This window comes from Rhodococcus sp. DK176 (genome assembly GCF_038447315.2).
In the GTDB taxonomy this organism is placed as follows: domain Bacteria; phylum Actinomycetota; class Actinomycetes; order Mycobacteriales; family Mycobacteriaceae; genus Rhodococcus_F; species Rhodococcus_F jostii_A.
Genome location: NZ_CP118321.2, coordinates 6,334,445 through 6,353,159, shown reverse-complemented (window position 1 = coordinate 6,353,159; position 18,715 = coordinate 6,334,445). Strand labels below are relative to the sequence as shown.

21 protein-coding genes are annotated in these 18,715 nt (G+C 68.3%); 8 read left to right on the top strand and 13 right to left on the bottom strand.

Features of this window, described 5'->3' with window-relative positions; genetic code table 11:
- The first annotated feature begins 84 nt into the window (after nt 1-84).
- From PSR88_RS29540 to PSR88_RS29530, 3 genes are read left to right on the top strand one after another with little or no spacing between them, the layout of a single operon-like run.
- A complete protein-coding gene (locus PSR88_RS29540) occupies nt 85-1,248 on the top strand; it encodes a Rieske 2Fe-2S domain-containing protein (RefSeq protein WP_016883394.1) in 1,164 nt (387 codons plus the stop codon).
- Entirely contained in the window at nt 1,226-1,480 is a 255-nt protein-coding gene (locus PSR88_RS29535) for a hypothetical protein (RefSeq protein WP_083853107.1), read from the top strand. The genes PSR88_RS29540 and PSR88_RS29535 overlap by 23 nt, the downstream gene beginning before the upstream one ends.
- A gap of 22 nt (nt 1,481-1,502) precedes the next feature.
- Entirely contained in the window at nt 1,503-2,294 is a 792-nt protein-coding gene (locus tag PSR88_RS29530) for an SDR family NAD(P)-dependent oxidoreductase (RefSeq protein ID WP_016883395.1), read from the top strand.
- A gap of 9 nt (nt 2,295-2,303) precedes the next feature.
- Here the strand turns inward: PSR88_RS29530 and PSR88_RS29525 are convergent, their stop codons facing one another.
- Nucleotides 2,304-3,089, bottom strand: a complete 786-nt coding sequence (locus PSR88_RS29525; RefSeq protein WP_016883396.1) for an SDR family NAD(P)-dependent oxidoreductase — start codon at nt 3,087-3,089, stop codon at nt 2,304-2,306.
- A 230-nt stretch (nt 3,090-3,319) separates the two neighbouring features.
- On the opposite strand from PSR88_RS29525, the gene PSR88_RS29520 reads away from it, so the two are divergent.
- On the top strand, nt 3,320-4,135 hold the full coding sequence (locus tag PSR88_RS29520) for an alpha/beta hydrolase (RefSeq protein ID WP_011597915.1): 816 nt from the start codon (nt 3,320-3,322) through the stop codon (nt 4,133-4,135).
- A 69-nt stretch (nt 4,136-4,204) separates the two neighbouring features.
- On the top strand, nt 4,205-5,440 hold the full coding sequence (locus tag PSR88_RS29515) for a low temperature requirement protein A (RefSeq protein ID WP_016883397.1): 1,236 nt from the start codon (nt 4,205-4,207) through the stop codon (nt 5,438-5,440).
- Here the strand turns inward: PSR88_RS29515 and PSR88_RS29510 are convergent.
- The 11 genes from PSR88_RS29510 to PSR88_RS29460 all read right to left on the bottom strand — a co-directional run bounded on the left by PSR88_RS29510 (nt 5,437) and on the right by PSR88_RS29460 (nt 15,467).
- Nucleotides 5,437-6,012: a DUF427 domain-containing protein gene (locus tag PSR88_RS29510; RefSeq protein ID WP_237724121.1), complete on the bottom strand. Its 576-nt coding sequence runs from the start codon at nt 6,010-6,012 to the stop codon at nt 5,437-5,439. The two genes, PSR88_RS29515 and PSR88_RS29510, sit on opposite strands and share 4 nt — an antisense overlap.
- 5 nt (nt 6,013-6,017) lie before the next feature.
- Nucleotides 6,018-6,278: a DUF427 domain-containing protein gene (locus tag PSR88_RS29505; protein ID WP_237724122.1), complete on the bottom strand. Its 261-nt coding sequence runs from the start codon at nt 6,276-6,278 to the stop codon at nt 6,018-6,020.
- A gap of 18 nt (nt 6,279-6,296) precedes the next feature.
- On the bottom strand, nt 6,297-6,653 hold the full coding sequence (locus PSR88_RS29500; RefSeq protein WP_016883398.1) for a hypothetical protein: 357 nt from the start codon (nt 6,651-6,653) through the stop codon (nt 6,297-6,299).
- A 66-nt stretch (nt 6,654-6,719) separates the two neighbouring features.
- The gene (locus tag PSR88_RS29495) at nt 6,720-7,874 is read right to left on the bottom strand and encodes an alpha/beta hydrolase family protein (protein ID WP_016883399.1); all 1,155 of its coding nucleotides are present in this window, start codon (nt 7,872-7,874) and stop codon (nt 6,720-6,722) included.
- Nucleotides 7,871-8,782 carry a biphenyl-2,3-diol 1,2-dioxygenase gene (bphC, locus tag PSR88_RS29490; RefSeq protein WP_009479049.1) on the bottom strand — a complete coding sequence of 304 codons (912 nt, stop codon included), beginning with the start codon at nt 8,780-8,782 and terminating at the stop codon, nt 7,871-7,873. The genes PSR88_RS29495 and bphC overlap by 4 nt, the downstream gene beginning before the upstream one ends.
- 88 nt (nt 8,783-8,870) lie before the next feature.
- Complete coding sequence (locus PSR88_RS29485; RefSeq protein WP_016883400.1) at nt 8,871-10,049, bottom strand: acyl-CoA dehydrogenase family protein; 1,179 nt, start codon at nt 10,047-10,049, stop codon at nt 8,871-8,873.
- Between the two features lie 40 nt (nt 10,050-10,089).
- On the bottom strand, nt 10,090-11,148 hold the full coding sequence (gene dmpG / locus PSR88_RS29480; protein WP_016883402.1) for a 4-hydroxy-2-oxovalerate aldolase: 1,059 nt from the start codon (nt 11,146-11,148) through the stop codon (nt 10,090-10,092).
- Nucleotides 11,149-11,183: 35 nt separating this feature from the next.
- Nucleotides 11,184-12,086: an acetaldehyde dehydrogenase (acetylating) gene (locus tag PSR88_RS29475; RefSeq protein ID WP_016883403.1), complete on the bottom strand. Its 903-nt coding sequence runs from the start codon at nt 12,084-12,086 to the stop codon at nt 11,184-11,186.
- Nucleotides 12,087-12,097: 11 nt separating this feature from the next.
- Entirely contained in the window at nt 12,098-12,883 is a 786-nt protein-coding gene (locus PSR88_RS29470) for a 2-keto-4-pentenoate hydratase (protein ID WP_016883404.1), read from the bottom strand.
- Nucleotides 12,883-14,595 (bottom strand): FAD-binding protein, encoded by a 1,713-nt coding sequence (locus tag PSR88_RS29465; protein WP_016883405.1) that lies wholly within the window; start codon nt 14,593-14,595, stop codon nt 12,883-12,885. Before PSR88_RS29465 ends, PSR88_RS29470 begins: the two co-directional genes overlap by 1 nt.
- Nucleotides 14,592-15,467, bottom strand: coding sequence for an alpha/beta fold hydrolase (locus PSR88_RS29460; protein WP_016883406.1), 876 nt, complete (start codon nt 15,465-15,467; stop codon nt 14,592-14,594). Before PSR88_RS29460 ends, PSR88_RS29465 begins: the two co-directional genes overlap by 4 nt.
- A gap of 197 nt (nt 15,468-15,664) precedes the next feature.
- Between PSR88_RS29460 and PSR88_RS29455 the strand changes: the two genes are divergently transcribed.
- Complete coding sequence (locus PSR88_RS29455; RefSeq protein WP_016883407.1) at nt 15,665-16,201, top strand: flavin reductase family protein; 537 nt, start codon at nt 15,665-15,667, stop codon at nt 16,199-16,201.
- Between the two features lie 33 nt (nt 16,202-16,234).
- Here PSR88_RS29455 and PSR88_RS29450 read toward each other — a convergent pair whose 3' ends face one another.
- Complete coding sequence (locus PSR88_RS29450; RefSeq protein WP_011597904.1) at nt 16,235-17,128, bottom strand: IclR family transcriptional regulator; 894 nt, start codon at nt 17,126-17,128, stop codon at nt 16,235-16,237.
- A 201-nt stretch (nt 17,129-17,329) separates the two neighbouring features.
- Between PSR88_RS29450 and PSR88_RS29445 the strand changes: the two genes are divergently transcribed.
- On the top strand, nt 17,330-18,226 hold the full coding sequence (locus PSR88_RS29445) for a TIGR03619 family F420-dependent LLM class oxidoreductase (protein ID WP_011597903.1): 897 nt from the start codon (nt 17,330-17,332) through the stop codon (nt 18,224-18,226).
- On the top strand, nt 18,223-18,705 hold the full coding sequence (locus PSR88_RS29440; RefSeq protein ID WP_011597902.1) for a nuclear transport factor 2 family protein: 483 nt from the start codon (nt 18,223-18,225) through the stop codon (nt 18,703-18,705). Before PSR88_RS29445 ends, PSR88_RS29440 begins: the two co-directional genes overlap by 4 nt.
- Nucleotides 18,706-18,715 lie beyond the last annotated feature (10 nt).

The following is an 18,715-nucleotide window of genomic DNA, read 5'->3' as shown; positions in this document are numbered from 1 at the left end:
CCAGTGGGACAACGCGATGCGCGCCGTCCACGCTCACTTAGCGTGCAGGGCACCGCACAAGCCCAGGAGAGGACGGGACGCATCGTGACCACCCAACAGTCCGAGACAGTCGAGGTACGCGAAATCGACGCGGGCGCAGCGCCCACCCGATTCGCCCGTGGATGGCACTGCATCGGATTGTCCGAGGCATTCCGGGACGGCAAGCCCCATTCCGTGCAAGCGTTCGGGACCAAGCTCGTCGTCTTCGCCGACAGTGCGGGCGATCTCGCCGTGCTCGACGGCTACTGCAGGCACATGGGCGGCGACCTCAGCCAGGGCACGGTCAAAGGCGACGAGGTGGCGTGCCCGTTCCACGACTGGCGGTGGGGAAGCAACGGCCGGTGCAAGAAGATTCCGTACGCACGCCGGGTTCCGCCGCTCGCCCGGACCCGGTCGTGGCACGCGCTCGACCAGGACGGGATGCTGTTCGTGTGGAACGATCCGGAGGGCAATCCGCCGCCCGCAGACGTCACGATTCCCCGCATCGACGGCGCACTCGACGACGAGTGGACGGACTGGGTCTGGTACCGGACCACGGTCGACACCAACTGCCGCGAGGTGGTCGACAACATCGTCGACATGGCGCACTTCTTCTACGTGCACTACTCGTTCCCCACCTACTTCAAGAACGTCTTCGAGGGCCACGTCGCCAGCCAGTTCATGCGCGGCCAGGCCCGCGACGACATGCGCCCGCACGCGTCGGGACAGCCCCGCATGCTCGGAAGTCGCTCGGATGCTACGTATTTCGGACCTTCGTTCATGGTCGACGACCTGACGTACCGCTACGAGACGCACGATGTCGACTCCGTGCTGATCAACTGCCACTACCCCGTCAGCGCCGACAAGTTCGTGCTGCAGTACGGCATCATCGTCAAGAAGTCGAAGGAACTCGACGGCGAGGCGGCCACCGAGATGGCGAAGAGTTTCGGCACGTTCATCGCGAAGGGTTTCGAGCAGGACATCGAGATCTGGAAGAACAAGACCCGCATCGAGAATCCGCTCCTGTGTGAGGAGGACGGCCCGGTCTACCAGCTGCGACGGTGGTACGAGCAGTTCTACGTCGACGTCGATGCGGTGACCCCGCAAATGACCGAGCGGTTCGAGTTCGAACTCGACACCACCCGGCCGGTCGAGTCGTGGAAGCGGGAAGTGGAAGAGAACCTCGCACGAAAGGCGCGCGAAGCCGATGCAACCGCTGCAGTGCACTGAGTGCGGCGCGAGCGTCCTGGTCCGGAAGAACAGCTGGGAACACACTTCCGTTCAGTGGGACGACGCAGCCCGAGCCCGGTGCCGCGAGATCGGCAGTGCGGGACCGGGGCGCCCTGGCGCTCCCCGTAAAGAATGCGCGGCGCTGACGGCGTCGGTCACCCGAGCCGCGGAAGAGGGTGCCGTCCCGGTGCGCGATCCCGACCCCGTCCCGACGCCCGTCGCCGCCCACTGAACGATTTCCGGAAGGACACAACATGATCGACACCGAGCGCTACGGGCCGTGGGCCGTGATCGCAGGCGGCTCCGAGGGTGTGGGCGCGAGTTTCGCCGAGGAGCTGGGCCGCGCGGCGATCAACCTCGTGCTGATCGCCCGCAAACCCGGGCCGCTCGAGGAAACCGCGGCCAAGGTCCGTGCCCACGGCGTCCTGGTGCGCACACTCGCGCTCGATCTTCTCGATCCGGACGCCCTCGACCGGATCCGCACGGCCACCGCCGACGTCGAGGTCGGGTTGATGATCTTCAACGCCGGAGCCAACAGTTACGGACACGAGTTCGTCAGCGGAGACCTCGCCGGCTTCCACCGCGTCATCGACCTGAACATCACCTCTCAGCTGCACCTGTCGCAGCATTTCGGTGCGAGGATGAAGGACCGCGGCCGCGGCGGCATCGTGCTGGTCGGTTCGCTGGCCGGGTACCTGGGTTCGGAAGACCAGAGCATCTACGCCGCATCCAAGGCGTTCGGCCGGATCTTCGCGGAAAGCCTCTGGCTCGAACTCGCACCGTTCGGCGTCCACGTGGTCGAACTGGTCCTCGGCGTCACCCGCACGCCTGCGATGGTCCGGGCGGGCCTGAACTTCGATCTTCCCGGAATGAACGTCGCCGAACCCGAAGACGTTGCCCGTGAGGGGCTCGCACACATCGCCGACGGGCCGGTCTGGGTGGCGGGCGGCAACTACGACGCGGCCCGCAAGCGTAGCGGTTTCCCCCGCGACACCCTGGTGCGCGGGGCTGCCGAGGGAATGCGGAAACTTCTGGGCCGCCGTTAGACTCGAACGTCAGAGGGTGGTGACGAGCCCGCCGTCGATCACGAAATCGGACCCCGTCACATTGCCCGCCCGGTCGCTCGCGAGGAACACGACGAGATCCGCCACCTCCTCCGGACGGGTGAACCGGCCCGTGACCGCCTGCGTCGCGGCACGCTCCGCCACTGCCTCCGGGTCGCCGCCTGCGGCGCGCGCCACCGTGGCGGCGACCCCGTCGTCGCCGAGCCACAGGGCGGTCGACACGGGACCGGGACTGACGGTATTCACCCGAATACCCAACGGTCCCACCTCTTTCGACAGAGCCTTCGAGAAGTTGGTGAGCGCGGCCTTGGACGCGCAGTAGTCGATGACGGTGGGGTCGGGCAGGAAACTGTTGACCGAACTCGTGGTCACGATACTTCCCCGGCCCGCCGCCATCATCGTCGGCAGAGCGGCGCGGATCGTCCGCACCGCCGACATCAGGTTGAGATTCATCGTCGTGATCCAGTCTTCGTCGGTCACGTCGAGGAAACCGGTCAGTCTCGGGTGGGCGGCGCCGACATTGTTGACGACGACGCCGAGACTGCCCCGAGCAGTGGCGGCGGCGACGAGTTCACCCGGGCCGGTGGGGGTCGACAGGTCGACGCTCACCGCCTCCACCGTTCCGCTGCGGACGAGTTCTTCCAGTTCGGGGCCGGGCGAACGCGCCCCCGCCACCACGAACGCGCCTTCCGCGGCGAGCGCCCGGGTGATGGCGAGCCCGATACCTTTGCTGGCTCCGGTGACCACGGCGACGGTGCCGCCCAACGCGAGATCCACGGGGTTCCTCCTGACGAGAGCGGAGCGTGCACACACGAGCGAAAAGTCCCCCTCCGATCACGCTAGCCGAAATGATGCCGACCGCGCTGCGGGCGAGTAATCTCAGCGACGAAGGGCCAGGCCACGGCGTTGCTCTCGTATGACGGTGCCTGTCGTCGCACGACTACACCTGGCGCGCAGGCCCCTTCACCCCTACCCACTGTGTTCTTTCCTGACTCGGGAGACGAGTGATGCGACTTCTTCGACTACGAACCGCCGTTGCCGCGTGCGCGATCGCGGCTGCCGGAACGCTCATCGTGGGGGCGGGACCGGCCGTCGCCCAGGACCTGCCGACAGTGGTGCTGGTCCACGGTGCGTTCGCCGACACCACCAGCTGGGATGCGGTGGCCGCGGAACTGCGCGGCCGAGGGTACGAAGTCGTGGTCCCGGACAACCCGTTGCGCGGACCGGCGTACGACTCCGCCGCCATCGAGAAGGTGCTCGCGGACATCCCGGGACCGGTGGTGCTCGTCGGTCACTCCTACGGCGGCGCGGTCATCACCAACGTGCATTCGCCGAACGTCGAGGCCCTCGTCTACGTGGCGGCCTTCGCCCCGGCGCAGGGCGAGCCCGTCATGCTGAACCTCGACCCGATCCGGTTTCCCGGCAGCCAGCTGCTCCCACCGGTGCTGCAGGTGAAGGTTGTCGAGAACGATCCCACCGGAATCGCCGGGAGAAACCTCGACGGTTACATCGATCCCGGCCGCTTCCACGAGGTGTTCGCCCAGGACGTCTCGGACGCCACCGTGGCAGGCATGATCGCGCACCAGAAGTCGGCTGCGCTCGTCGCGAACCTCGAGCCGACCGCCGATCCGTCGTGGGCGTCGACACCCAGCTGGGCCATGGTCGCGCAGAACGATCGCGTGATTCCGGCGGCCGCGGAGCGGTTCATGGCGACGCGCGCGGGAGCCCGGATCACGGAAGTTTCGGCGTCGCACGCCGTCCTGGTGTCCCAGCCCGGCGCGGTCGCGGACCTCGTGGTGCAGGCAGACCAGGGAACTCCGTAGCGGACCGCCGTGAACACGCCCGGACAACCGGCACCGAACAGCAGAAGGCTCGCCCACCGTGTCCAGAAGATGGTCGGGCGTGATCCGCACGAGGAACACCGTGCGGCAACGCCGCTGGAGCTGCTGTTCGACCTGACGTTCGTCGTCGCGTTCGGCGTCGCCGGCGATCAGTTCGCGCACCTCGTCGCCGAAGGACACGTCGCCGCCGGACTCGCGGGATTCGCGTTCGCGATGTTCTCGATCATCTGGGCGTGGATCAACTTCTCCTGGTTCGCGTCGGCCTACGACACCGACGACTGGATCTACCGGGTCACCACCATGATCCAGATGATCGGCGTCATCATCCTGGCGCTGGGCATGCCTCCGATGTTCGCGTCCATCGACCGCGGGGTCGAACTCGACAATTCCGTGATGGTGTCCGGGTACATCGTCATGCGCATCGCCATGGTGTTCCAATGGCTGCGCGCAGCCAAACACGACCCCGAGCACCGTTCCGCGTCACTGACGTATGCCACGATGCTCGTCCTCGCGCAGATCGGCTGGGTTGCATTGGTGATCGCGCCCCTCACCGTCGAGTACGCGTTCGGCCTCGGCGCGATACTCATCCTCGTCGAGCTGACCAGCCCCGTCATCGCCGAACGGTACAAGGGCGGAACACCCTGGCACGCACACCACATCGTCGAGCGTCACGGCCTGCTCGTGATCATCACCCTCGGCGAAGGTGTGATCGGCACCGTGGCATCACTGTCCGCGGTGGTCGAACACCAGGGCTGGACGCTCGACGCGATACTCGTCGCGGTCGCCGGCATCGGGCTCACGTTCGGACTGTGGTGGGTGTACTACATCCTGCCGTCGGCCGAGGTGCTCGCGGTGTACCGCAGCCGGTCGTTCGTCTGGGGTTACAGCCACATCGCGCTCTTCGCGTCGCTGGCCGCGGTGGGGGCCGGACTACACGTGGCCGCGTACTACATCGAACACGCCTCCCACATCGGCGCGACGGCGACGGTGCTCTCCGTCGCCGCGCCCGTCGCGATCTTCCTCGCGGGCGTCTACGCGCTGTACACGTATCTGCTGCGGGTGCCCGACCCGTTCCACATCCTGCTCCTCGTCCTGACCGCGGCCACGATCGCGCTCGCACTGGTGCTGGCCGCGCAAGGCGTGTCTATGGCGTGGTGTCTGATCGTGGTGATGCTGGCACCGGTCGTCACGGTCGTCGGATACGAATTGCTCGGGCACGCCCACGAGGCCCGGGCGCTCGAGATCGTCCTCGGCCGCGCAGACACCGGCACCCGCGAGAAGTACTAGGACCAGGGGGTCACCGGCCGAGGCCGGGCCACACCGTCGACGACCAGATCGAGCCGCTCGTCGAAGAACGCCACGAGTCCCCGAACTTCCGATGCGTCGACGAGGGGCTCGTCGTATCGCCACGCGATGTCGTGAAGCACTCCGCCGGCGGTGACCGCGGACCGGTAGGCGGCCTCGCCCTTGTAGGCGCAGTACGACGTCGTCGCACTCGGTTGCAGCTCCGCGACGACGTCGCCGGGCGGCAGGTAGTAGCGGACCGGAAGCAGTGTTTCGAACAGCATTTTCGCCCGCCGAGTGTCGGCGAGGAGGGTGTCGCCCAGCATCACCCGAATATGGCGGGACGTGCGGCGAACGTCGATGCGCTGGAACGGGTCGTGCGGATGACCGACGATCTCGTCGTCCTCCTCGAGCCAGCGGTCGAAGCCGTCGAAATCGAGAACCACGTACCCGGTCAGGCCCTCGTCTCCGGGCCGGAACCCCACGGCGTACTCCGCGCCGGCGGTACGGAGCACGACGGGTTCGCCCTCCGTGCTGTGCACCGAGAACGGCACCCGCGGATCGAGTACCGGCATCGCCGTCACGTCCGGCAGGGCGAAACCGACGTCGCCGCGCCCTCGACCGGCACCGAATCCGTTGGCTCCGGCGACAACTCCGCGTCGATGTCCTCCGCCGGCACCGCGTACGTGGGAACGACGCGCCGCGGTTCCCAGACCAGGACCGCACGGTCACTGTCGACCACCGTGGTCCCGTTCAGCACGGCACGGATCCGCTTCGCCGTCGGCTCGTAGCGAAGCTCGCGCAACTGACGTCCGATGCTGTCTCGCAGTCGTAGGCCCATAATTCGAGACTAGGCCTGTCATCGGGCCAGGCCGAGGGAAGCGATGAGGTCCTCGTGGAACTCGAACCAGGCGCGGTGGCAGCAGTCGCGGTCGGTTGCCGTGATCCAGGCCGGATCGGTGCCCGCTCGCTCGAGGGCACCGGCGAACCGCCGGTGATAGCCGGCGAACCGGTCCATGCCCGCGACCAGGGGCGCCTCGAATTCGGCCAGGGCGTCGGCCGCGGTCGCCAGCCGGGTGATCGTCTCGTCGAAGGTCACGGTCGTCTCGCCGAAACCCATCTCGGCCCACTGCCAGTCGGTGCACGCGTCCGCCACGGCAACGTTGTGCGGCAGGAAGTCCTGGTGGACCTGCCGGTGGTCACCCGACCACCACACGCCATCAACAGTCTGTTGTCAACACTCTGTTGATGGTTGTGTAGTCGGGTCGAGGTCCCGGCGTCCTCAGCGAGCGAGGATCCCGGCGACGAACTCCTGCGCGTCCTTCTGCGACACGCCGATCGTCCCGCGATGGTCCGCACCCTCGTACGTCCGATAGGTCAGTTCGTTCCCGTTGTCCTGCAACGTCTTCACCATCAGATCCGTCGACGGCTTGCTCACCACCAGGTCGCCGGAACTCTGCGCGACCAGCGTCGGAACCTGCACGTGGACCCTCGACGGCTCCTGGCGTGCCAAATACTCGGTGAGCGGTCCCAGGTCGGCGTCGGGACGGAAGACCTGATCGGCGGGCACGGGCGGGACCTTCCGGATGTCGTCGATGCACCCGGTCCGCGCCACCGTCAACAGCGGTTGCGCCTGCTCCGTCAGCAACGCCGACGGGTCGATGGCAGGATCCGCTGCCTGGGCTCCGAGGAGGATCAGCGGGAGGAACGCCTCGGCCGCTTCGATACCCGGAACACCGGAGCGGAAGTACTGCGGCGTCTGGTCGAGCCCGTTGCCCGGGGCGATCGCCACGGCACCACCGAGGTGCAGTTCCGGGGCGCGCTCCCCGCCCTGCGCGGCGGTGAACAACGCCGCCTGCCCACCCTGACTGTGGCCGATCACGAACCACGTCGAGCCGACCGCCGGATCCATCGCCCGGGCGGCGCGGACGATGTCCACGACGGCGTTCGTCTCCGTGTCACCGTTGACGTACTGGTGGATGCCCGGCGTGCCCAGACCCTGGTAGTCCGTGCTCACCACCGCATATCCCCTGGCGACCCAGTCGTCGAGGGACGCGTTCACCCCGGAGAGATAGCCGTGGGCTGGGCCGCCGGCGAAATCCGCGGACGGGGCGCAGGCGTCGGCGACGCCGGTCGTGCCGTGCGCCCAGCTGATCACCGGATATCCGCCCTCGGGTGCCGGCGTGCGGGGAATCGATACGGTGCCCGACACCACGACGGGGTCGCCGTTGCCGTCCTGCGACGCGTAGGTGATCACCTCGTTCTGCGCGGCGCTCGGCAGTGCCGGACCGTCCGCGACTGCGCGGGACGACAGCAGCTGTCCCGGCCGGAGTGCGGCCGGATCCGCCGCCGTCTCGGAAGTCGCAGTGGAACAGGCACTTCCACCGAGGAGGACGAGCGCCGCCACCGCTCCGATCCGGGCACGCGACAACGTCATGAGAACGCCGCCAGCGGCTCGGAACCCGACCAGTCGTGACCCCAGTAGCTGTCGGCCGTAATTTCCTCGGCGGTGTAATGCTTCTCGTCGACGAGCACGCCCTCCGTCCCGAACTCGAGGTCCCAGCCGCCGGGGGCACGCACGTAGAACGACACCATGCGGTCGTTGGTGTGGCGACCGAGGGTCGACGAGATGGAGAAGCCGAGCTTGCCGAGCCGGTCGAGTGCCTGCCCGACGGCGTCGAGCGTGTCGACCTCCGTCATCAGATGCACCATCCCGGGTTCGCCGCTGTGCGGCGCAGGGCACAACGCGAGGCTGTGATGGCGCTGATTGACACCCATGAACCGCACGCGGCGGGCCGGTCCCGGGGCGTCGGCCGGTCCGAGCCGGATCGCCCCGCGGGGCAGGAAGCCCAGCACCTCGGTGTAGAACGTGTAGGCCTCCTCGAACGCCGGGGTCGGGAGGACCACGTGCCCCAGGCCCTGTGCGCCGGTGACGAACCGCCCGCCGTGCGGGGTGACGACCGGACTGTGGTCGAGCACGGGTCCGAAGAACACCTCCACCCGTGTGCCGGACGGATCGTCGAACGCGATCACCTGCTCGGCGTCGCGGTACCGCGACTCCTCCTCGGACAGGACGTCGACCGTGACACCCGACTTCTCCACCTGCTCACGCACCCGCTGGAGGGCGAACTGGTCGCGCACCTCCCACCCCACCGCGAGCGCCTTGTCGGTGTCGCCCGGGAGGACGATCAGCCGCGACCGCCGCTCGTCGACGCGCAGGTACAGGCCGTCGGGCTCGGGGCCGGAACCCTCGGCCATGCCCAGCCCGTCCACCACCAGCTCACGCCAGCGTGGCACGTCCTTCGTCTGGATCCTGAGATAGCCGAGCCCTCGAATGTCGGTCATGTGAACGTCCTTTCCTGGAGGCGGCTCCGCCGCCCGTGCGTGGTTGACGAGTCCCTGCACTCCTTAACCACTCACGGGTGCCGAGCGCCTAGATCATCGAGCGGTGGATGCCCTGAGGTTCCCCGCCGAGCTGGGTCAGCGCCGAGGAGTGGAAGATCGAACCCGGCACATGGATGGCGTGGGAGAGGCCGGCGTGGGCATCCCGCCAGAAGCGCTGCAGGGGTGTCTTCAGTTGGAGCGCACCGCCACCGGACCGCGCGAAGATCTCGTCCACGGCACGCACTGCCCGCCAGGCCGCGGCCGTCTGCGTGCGCCGGCCGATGGAGCGGAGTTCGAACGAGACGTCCTGGCCCTTCTCGGTCATGTCCCAGAACCGGTCGACCGTCTCGAGGATCGCCGCGCGCGACGCTGCGATCTCCGCCGCCGCCTCGCCTATCGCGAACAGCACGTACGGATCGTCCTTGATCGCGGTGCCCGACACGGTGACACGTTCACGCTGCGCGTTCAGGTGGCAGGCCAGGGCGCCCTCGGCGATGCCGATCAGCGACGACGTGATGCCGAGCGGGAAGATGCACGAGAACGGGAAGTTGTACAGCGTCTGGGTGCGGCCGAACTCCATCGGCGCGGACCCGTCGAAGACCTTGTCGGCCTGCAACGTCCGGTGCTGAGGAATGAACGCATCCTTGACGATCAGGTCCTTGGACCCGGTGCCGCGCAATCCGACGACGTTCCAGCTGTCCTGGTCGATGTCGTAGTCCGAGCGTGGCAGCAGCACGTGCAGGATCTGCGGGGGCATCACCCGGTTGCCGTCCCGGTCGCCGACCGCGGCGCCGATCATGATCCACCCGCAGTGGTCGGTGCCCGAGGAGAACGACCACCGGCCGTTGAGGACGTAGCCGCCGTCGGTGGGCACGGCCACCCCCATCGGGGCGTACGGCGAGGCCATCCACATGTCGGAGTCCTCGCCCCACACCTCGTCCTGGGCCGTGCGGTCGAAGAACGCCAGTTCCCACGGGTGGACGCCGACGATGCCGCTCACCCAGCCCGCGGCCCCGTCGATGGCGCCGATGCCCATTGCGGTCTCGGCGAACTCGCGCGGATGCGATTCGTAGCCGCCGTACTCCGTGGGCTGGAGCATCCGTATCACTCCGGAGTCGCGCAACCGTTTCGCGGAGGTGTCGGACAGGCGCATCAGCTTGTCGCCTTCGGCGCCTTCCGCTCGGATCTCGTCCGCGTACTGTTCGATCCTGTCAAGAACCTGGCCCATGATGATCTCGGCTTTCTGGTGTCGGTACCCGGCGAAACGCCTAGGCGGACTTCTTCTCGGCGACTGCGGAACCCGCGGGGCCCCGGTCTGCGAGGCCGAGGGCGATCTCGATCAGCTGGTCCTCCTGGCCGCCGACCAGCTTGCGTCGGCCGGCTTCGATGAGGATCTCCGCATCGGACACCCCGTACCGGCGGGCGTGGGAATCGGCGTGCTTGAGGAAGCTGGAGTAGACACCCGCGTAGCCCATCGTCAGCGACAGCCGGTCGAGCTGGCAGTCGCCGTCCATGATCGGACGGACGACGTCCTCGGCCGCGTCGATGATCTTCAGAGTGTCGATGCCGGTGCGGATTCCGAGCTTCTCGGTCACGGCGGCGAACGCCTCGACCGGGGTGTTGCCCGCGCCCGCACCGAACCGCCGGGTGGAGCCGTCGATCTGCAGGGCGCCGGCCTCGACGGCGAGCACCGAGTTGGCGACACCGAGCCCGAGGTTCTCGTGCCCGTGGAAGCCGACCTGCGCGTCGTCGCCGAGTTCGGCCACCAGGGCGGACACGCGGTCGCTGACGGCGTTCAGGATCAGCGCCCCGGCGGAGTCCACCACGTACACGCACTGGCAGCCGGCGTCGGCCATGATCCGGGCCTGCTTCGCGAGAACCTCCGGCGGCTGACTGTGCGACATCATCAGGAAGCCGACCGTCTCCAGCCCGAGTTCGCGGGCGAGACCGAAATGCTGCACGGAGATGTCGGCTTCGGTGCAGTGCGTGGCGATGCGGCAGATGCTCGCGCCGTTGTCCGCGGCCTCGCGGATGTCGGACTGGACCCCCAGTCCGGGGAGCATGAGGAACGCGATCCTGGCCCGCTCCGCCGTCTCCACCGCGGCCTTGATCAGTTCCTGCTCCGGGGTGTGGCTGAAGCCGTAGTTGAACGAGGAACCGCCGAGTCCGTCGCCGTGGGTGACCTCGATGACCGGGACCCCGGCGGCGTCGAGTGCCCCGACGATCGAGCGGACGTGTTCGACGGTGAACTGGTGTCGCTTGGCGTGGGACCCGTCGCGCAGGGACGAGTCCGTCACCCGGATGTCGAGATCGGCACTGTAAGGCATCGGTATTCCTTCGAAGAGTGAATGGGGCGGACGCGTCAGACGCTCGCGCCGAGGATCTGCGTCGCGAAACTCTCGCCGACCTTGGTGGCGGCGGCGGTCATGATGTCGAGGTTGCCGGAGTAGGGCGGCAGGAAGTCGCCCGCGCCCTCGACCTCGAGGAAGATGCCGACCCGGGCGAGGCCACCGCTGATCGGCGTCGGGTCGTCGAACTGCGGTTCGGCGCGCAGTCGGTAGCCGGGGACGTACGCCTGCACGGACGCCGCGACGTCGTGGATGGACGCGGTGATCGCGTCCCGGTCGGCGTCGGCGGGAATGGAGCAGAACACGGTGTCCTTCATGAACATCGGCGGTTCGGCCGGGTTCAGGATGATGATCGCCTTGCCCTTCTTCGCCCCGCCGATCGTCTCGATGCCCCGGCTCGTGGTGATCGTGAATTCGTCGATGTTCGCGCGGGTGCCCGGGCCTGCGGACGGCGACGCCACACTGGCGACGATCTCGGCGTACGCCACCTCGGCGATCCGGGAGACGGCGTACACCATCGGGATGGTCGCCTGGCCGCCGCACGTGATGAGGTTGACGTTCGGCGCGGTCCGGTGCTCGCCCATGTTCACGGCGGGCACGACGGCGGGTCCGAGCGCGGCGGGGGTGAGGTCGACGGCCTGGATGCCGAGTTCCCGGTAGCGGGGGGCGTTCGCCCGGTGCACGTAGGCGGACGTGGCCTCGAAGACGATGTCGGGGCGCTCGTCCTGGGCGAGCAGCCAGTCGACGCCTTCGGCGCTGGCGATCACACCCCGGTCCGCGGCGCGCTTCAGTCCCTCGCTGTCGGGGTCGACGCCGATCATCCAGCGGGGCTCGATGATCTCCGAGCGGAGGAGCTTGTACAGCAGGTCGGTGCCGATGTTGCCGGATCCGACGATCGCGGCGAGAGCCTTGGTCACAGTTGTCGCCTTCACTTGAATTCTACTGATACGGAACCGATGTCACTGAAATCGGCGCGGAACACGTCACCGGGCCGGGCGTCGATCGCGCGGGTGCACGAGCCGGGAAGGATCACGTGCCCGGCCTCGAGTCGCACTCCGAAGCTCGCGACCTTCCGGGCCAGCCAGGCCACGGCCTTCGTGGGATTGCCGAGCACCGCCGACGCCTCACCCCGTGCGATCTCCTCCTCGCCCTGGAACAGCACGGCGGAGATCCCGCCGATGTCGACGTTCGCCGGCTCCACCCGTCCGGCGCCGAGGATCACGCCTGCCGAGGACGCGTTGTCGGCGATCGTGTCGGCGAGGCCGATCTTCCAGTCCGTGATTCGGGAGTCGATCAGTTCGATGCTGGGAACGATGTATTCGGTGGCCGCCAGCACGTCCTCTTCGGTGCACCCCTCCCCCGGCAGGGTCTCGCCGAGGACGTAACCGATCTCCACCTCGATGCGCGGATAGCAGAACCGGGCGGTGTCGATCGGCGTCCCCTCGGTGTACACCATGCTCGACAGCAGATGTCCGTAGTCGGGCTCGTCCACGCCCATCATCTTCTGCATGACCTCGGACGACAGCCCGACCTTGTGGCCGTACACCGTCTCGCCCGCCTCCCGCCGCGCCCGGATGTTGATCAGCGCGATCTCGTAGGCGTCGACCACGTCGATGCCCGGGAACACGGTGGTCAACGGGTCGATCGGCGCACGGTCCTGTTCGGCGTTCCGCAGCAGGTGGGCGGCGGACAGTCGCTGCGCATCGCTCAGCATCACGCCACCTCTCCCGCACGTGAGTGCGCTCGCGTGGTCCGGGACGCTTCGCGACTCACGTCGGCGACGTGCAGCGCGGCGATGTAGCCGAACACCATGGCGGGACCGATGGTCGCGCCCGCGCCGGCGTATTCGTTGCCCATCACCGACGCCGACGTGTTGCCGGTGGCGTACAGGCCGTCGATGACGGAGCCGTCCTCGCGGAGCACCCGTGCGTCGGCGTCGGTGACGAGGCCGCCCTTGGTGCCCAGGTCGCCTGCCTCGCACCGGATTGCGTAGAACGGTCCCTGAACGATCTCGTCGAGGCACGGATTCTTCATCGTCGGGTCGCCGTAGTACCGGTCGTACGCGCTGTCGCCGCGGCCGAAGTCCTCGTCCTTGCCGGTGCGGGCGAAGCCGTTGAACCGGTCGATGGTCGCAACCAGGGTGTCGGCCTTGACGCCGATCGCATCGGCGAGGTCGCGCAGCGTGTCCGCCTTGTGCACGACTCCGGAATCGTAGAACCCCTGCGGGAACGGCACACCCGGCAGAACCTGCGCGAACGGATACCGCGACTTCGCCTTGCCGTCCATCACGAACCACGCCGGGACGTGACCGCCGTCGAGCTGGTCGTGCACGAAGTTCACGTACGGCGACGACTCGTTGGTGAAGCGTTCGCCGCGACCGTCGACGATCACCGACGGCGGAATGCACCGTTCCGAGACGAGCGGGATCACGGCGCCCATCGGGTGGAACACCGACGGCATCCACCAGGCGTCGTCCATGAGGTCGACCGCCGCGCCGAGCTTCTGGCCGGCGACGATGCCGTCGCCGGTGTTCTCCCTGGCACCGGCACTGACGTCCGGGACGCCGTGCTTGGGCAGGTATTTCGCGCGCATGTCCTGGTTGTGGTCGAATCCGCCGGTCGCGAGCAGCACGCCGCGACGCGCCCCGATCCGGACCGTCCGTCCGTCGCGTTCGGCGAGAACACCGACGACTGCTCCTGTGCCGTCGACGATCAGTTCCGCCATCGACGTCTTCAGCCACAGCGGCACTCCGGCGTCCTTGAGGACCATCCGCATCCGCGCCACGAGTGCCCGGCCGCCTGTGGCCATGTGGCGTCGGCGGATCACGTTGGACGCCACCCGCCACGCCGCGACGAGGGATGCCTTGCGGCCCTTCCAGGTGCGCTTGACCATGGCGAGGTCGTGGTAGTCCTTGGACGTGACCCACAGTCCGAGCGGGCCCTTCATGCTGTTCGGACGCTGGTACTGCTCGTCCTCTTTCAGCGCCCGGGTGTCGAACGGCGTGCATTCGATGGTGCGCCCGAGCGGTCGGCCGCCGTCGTACTCCGGGTGGTAGTCGGAGTAGCCCTTCACCCAGTAGAGCTTCATGTGCGGGCTGCGGTCGAGCAGTTCCATCAGCTCGGGGCCCTTGTCGACGAACGCGTCGAGGCGGTCGGCGGGAACCGTGCCCTCGGTGATGATGTCGAGGTAGCGGCGGATCGACTCCCGTGAGTCGATCACGCCCTTCTCCCGCAGCGTCGGGGCGTTGGGAATCCAGATGCCGCCCCCGGAGATGGCGGTGGATCCGCCGAACGTGGCGCCCTTGTCGATGACGAGAGTGTCGATTCCCCGGTCGGCGGCGGTGATCGCCGCGGCCATGCCGCCGCCACCGCTGCCGACGACGAGGAAATCGACTGTGGTGTCGAAGGTTTCTTCGGTGCCGCTCATCGTCCGCTGCCGTCCTTGCGGAGCAGGAAGGCGAGGACGGCACTCTCGAACGCCGTCTTCTGTTCGATCATCGCCCAGTGCCCGCAGTTCGGGAACACGTGCAGTTCCGCCCGGGGAATCGACCGCATCGGGATGATCGCCATGTCCAGCGGGCTGACTCGGTCGTCGCGACCCCACGTGAGCAGTGTCGGTGCCTTCACCTTGTGCAGCTGAGCCCAGTACGGGGCCGCGTCGGATTCGAGTGCGGCCCGGGCTCCGGCCTCGAACGCCGCCCTGCTGTACATCTTGCGGGCGCTGGCGAGAGTCTCGGGATCGGTGGCCTGCGTCCAGCGTTCCTCGATCAGTTCCTCGGTGACCATCGCGGGGTCGAACACCATCGATCGCAGCCACGCGATCAGTCGTTCCCGGGTGGGGTCGTCCGTGAACTCCATCAGGAGGTTGATGCCCTCACCGGGGCCGGGGCTGAAAAGGTTCCTGCCGATGCCGCCGATGGTGATCAGCTTGCCGACCCGGTCGGGGTGCGCGATGGCGAACTGGGTGGCGACGATGCCGCCCATCGAGTTTCCGAGCATCGCCACCTCGTCGAGCCCGAGACCGTCGAGGAAGCGGAGCACCGCGTCGCCTGCGGTGAGCATCGGATGGCCGCCGAAGTCGTCGCTGACCCCGAATCCCGGGAACTCCAGGACGAAGGTGCGGAAGTGCTCGGCGAAGACGCCGAGGTTGCCGCGGAAGTTGCGCCACCCCGTCACGCCGGGGCCGGAGCCGTGCAGCAGCAGAAGAGGCGGGCCGTCGCCGGCCTCGTGGTAGCGAAGCACGCCGAGGTCGGTCTTCAGCTCCTTCAGGGTGCCCTCGTAACTCGAGTCAGTCGTCATGGTCGGTCACGTTGCCAGCGCGCTCCCGGCTCGGACAGAAGCGATCCCGGTCAGCGAGACATCGCCCTGCTCGCGCAGGCAACGGCCGGGGATTTCCACTGACCGAGACGGCATCTCGTGACCGTTCGGCACCGCCCCTAGCCTCGGGGACGATCGTCGAACGGGTCGGCGACGGAACAGCAATCGGAGGCGGTCTGATGGCAACCGAACCGGCCGGGGCCCAGCCCGGGACACGCTCGGACGCACCGTCACCGGACGAGATGCGCCGTGCCCTCGGCCAATTCGCCAGCGGAGTGACGGTGGTGACCGGCCTCGACACCGAGGGTCCGGTGGGTTTCACGTGTCAGTCGTTCGCGTCGGTGTCCCTGGAGCCGCCGTTGATCCTGTTCTGCGCCGATCACCGCGGGCGGGCATGGCCGCGCATCCGGCGGTCGGGGCGTTTCTCGATCAACGTGCTGCGCGAGGACCAGACGGATCTCTGTTTCCGGTTCGGCTCGAGCCGGGGCACCAAGTTCGACGGGCTCGCCTGGGAGCCGTCGCGGTGGTCGACGCCGTCACTGCCGGGGGTCCTCGTGCGCGTGCACGCGGACGTGCAGTCGGTGCACACCGCCGGCGACCACGACGTCGTGATCGGACGGGTCCGGGAACTCGAATCGGTGTGCGAGGAGCGGCCGATGGTGTTCTTCCGGGGCGGGTTCGGCCTCGACGCCGCTCCGCGACCCGTGCGCGCGTAACGAGTCCAGAGACTCCTCACGCGCGCACGGGCGCTACAGCCATTGACCGGACTGCACCGCGAGGAGCTGGTCCAGCGTCTCGGTGGACCACGAGCTGTCCGGGATCTCCGGGGTCCGGCGGCCGCGACGGGGTGTTCCCAGTTCGGGGTGGAGCGTCCGGGTGACTTCCCGGGCGGCGTCGACGACGAGCGGGGCGACGCGTTCGAGTTGGACGGTCCGCGCGTCGCCGCACAGCGAGATGCCGGCCACCGGCCCGTCGGCGCTGCGGACCGCGACACCGACGCACCCGATTCCGCGCACCGCCTCCCCTCGCTCGAACGCGAGGCCGCGGCGCTGCCGGATCCGGTTGAGCTCCTGGTGCAGTGTGGACAGTTCGGTGATCGTGCGGTCCGTGCTCCGGTTGAGCCGCGGCCCGTACATGCCGTCGACCTCCTCCGGGTCGACCCACGCCAGCATCGCCTTGCCGCCCGCCGTCGTGTAGGCGGGCACGCGCCCACCCACCCGCGACGGCAGGCTTGCGGCCATCCGTCCGCCCACCTTGTCCAGGTACACGCTCTCCGCGCCGTCCAGCACGGCCAGGTGCACCACCATTCCGGTCTGCATGTGCAGGTCGTGCAGCAGCGGGGCCGCCGCGGCCCGGACCTGGCTGTGCCCGTTGTCGCCGCCGCCGAGACCCATCGCGCGCCGTCCGAGGCAGTAGCCGAAGCTGGCGTGGTCGACCCAGTCGAGCCGAACCAGCTGGTCGAGGATGCGGTGCACCGTGGACCGCGGTAGCCGGGTGCGGCACGCGACCTCCTCGAGGGTCAGGCGTGACGTGCGGCCGTCGAACGCGTCGAGGATCAGCGTCATCCGCTCGACCATCGACGGTGGCAGATCCTTCTTCGCAGCGGGTACCGACAGTGCATCATCCGAATCGACGACAGTCATCGACGCCTCCAAATATCCTGGTCACACGCATACGCCCGACAAAAATTGAAATGAATTCTTAAAATGTACCAGCCGTGCCCGCCGCGGGGAAGAAATCGGACAATCGCCGCGTCCGGTCAGCGGGAATGCCCGCGCGACCCGCGGGCACCTCCACTACAACGGTGACGACAGACCGACCCCCGACAGCGGAGTAACCACCTGATGCACATAGGAATCGCGCCACCCATCGTCATCGCGCACCCCGCGGTCCGCGCGGACTGGGAACTCGGCGCCGGCATCGCGGAGTTGACCGCGATCGCCGGCACGGCCGACCGCCTCGGCTACCACCACCTCACCTGCAGCGAGCACGTCGCCGTCCCCACCGACGTCGCGATCGAGCGCGGCGGTACGTACTGGGACCCGCTCGCGACCCTCGGGTTCCTCGCCGCCCACACCACCGGCATCCGCCTCGCCACCCAGGTCTTGGTGCTCGGCTATCACCACCCCCTCGAGATCGCGAAGCGCTACGGCACGCTCGACGTCGTCAGCGGCGGCCGCCTCGTCCTCGGGCTGGGCGTGGGCAGCCTGCGCGAGGAATTCGACCTGCTCGGCGCCCATTTCGACGACCGGGGCGCCCGCGCCGACGACGCCCTCGCGGCGCTCCGTGCGTCGCTGTCGCAACCTCGGCCCGAGTACCACGGCACGTTCTACGACTTCGACGGCGTCGTCGTCGAACCGCACGCCGTCCAGCCGCGGGTCCCGCTGTGGATCGGGGGACGGACACTGCGGTCCCTGCGCCGCGCGGTGACGCTCGGCGACGGGTGGGTGCCGTTCGGTCTCTCGCTCGACGAATTGTGCACGCTGCTCACCAAGGTCTACCTCCCCGACGCTTTCGACGTGGTCCTCAGCGCGGGCGCGCCCCTCGACCCGATCGGCTCGCGCGACACCGTGACCCGCGCCCTCGAACGACGACGCGACGCCGGCACCACCGTCGTCAGCGCCACCCTCGCGTCCACGAGTGCAGCCCACTACTGCGAGCAACTGGAGGCCCTCCGGCAGCTGGGCGACGAACTCGGCCTCTCCTTCCGCACCCCAACCGAAGACAGGATCCGTCCATGACCGGCACCGAAGACCTCGTCCGCGCACTTGCCGAACGCGTCACCGCGCTCGAAGACAAGCTCGCCATCCTCGAGCTGATGACAGCCTACGGTCCCGCCATCGACAGCGGTTCGGCCGACGCGGTCGCGCGTCTGTGGACCGAGGACGGTGTGTACGACGTCGACACCGGGGTGATGCGCGGGCATGCGGCCATCACGGCAATGGTGCAGTCGCAGGCGCATCAGGGCTGGATCGGCGGCGGCTGCGCGCACATGCTCGAGCCCGGGCACGTGCGCGTCGACGGTGACACCGCGGTGGCCACGTGCAAGTCGCAGTTGATCATTCACGACGAAAACGGATTCCGCGTCCACCGGATCACCGCCAACCGGTGGGAGCTCGCCAAGATCGACGGCGAGTGGAAGGTGACCCGGCGCGTCAATCGGCTGCTCGACGGTCGCGAGGAGGCGCGCATCCTGCTGGCGGCGGGTGTGCGCGCCTGAACACTTGGAC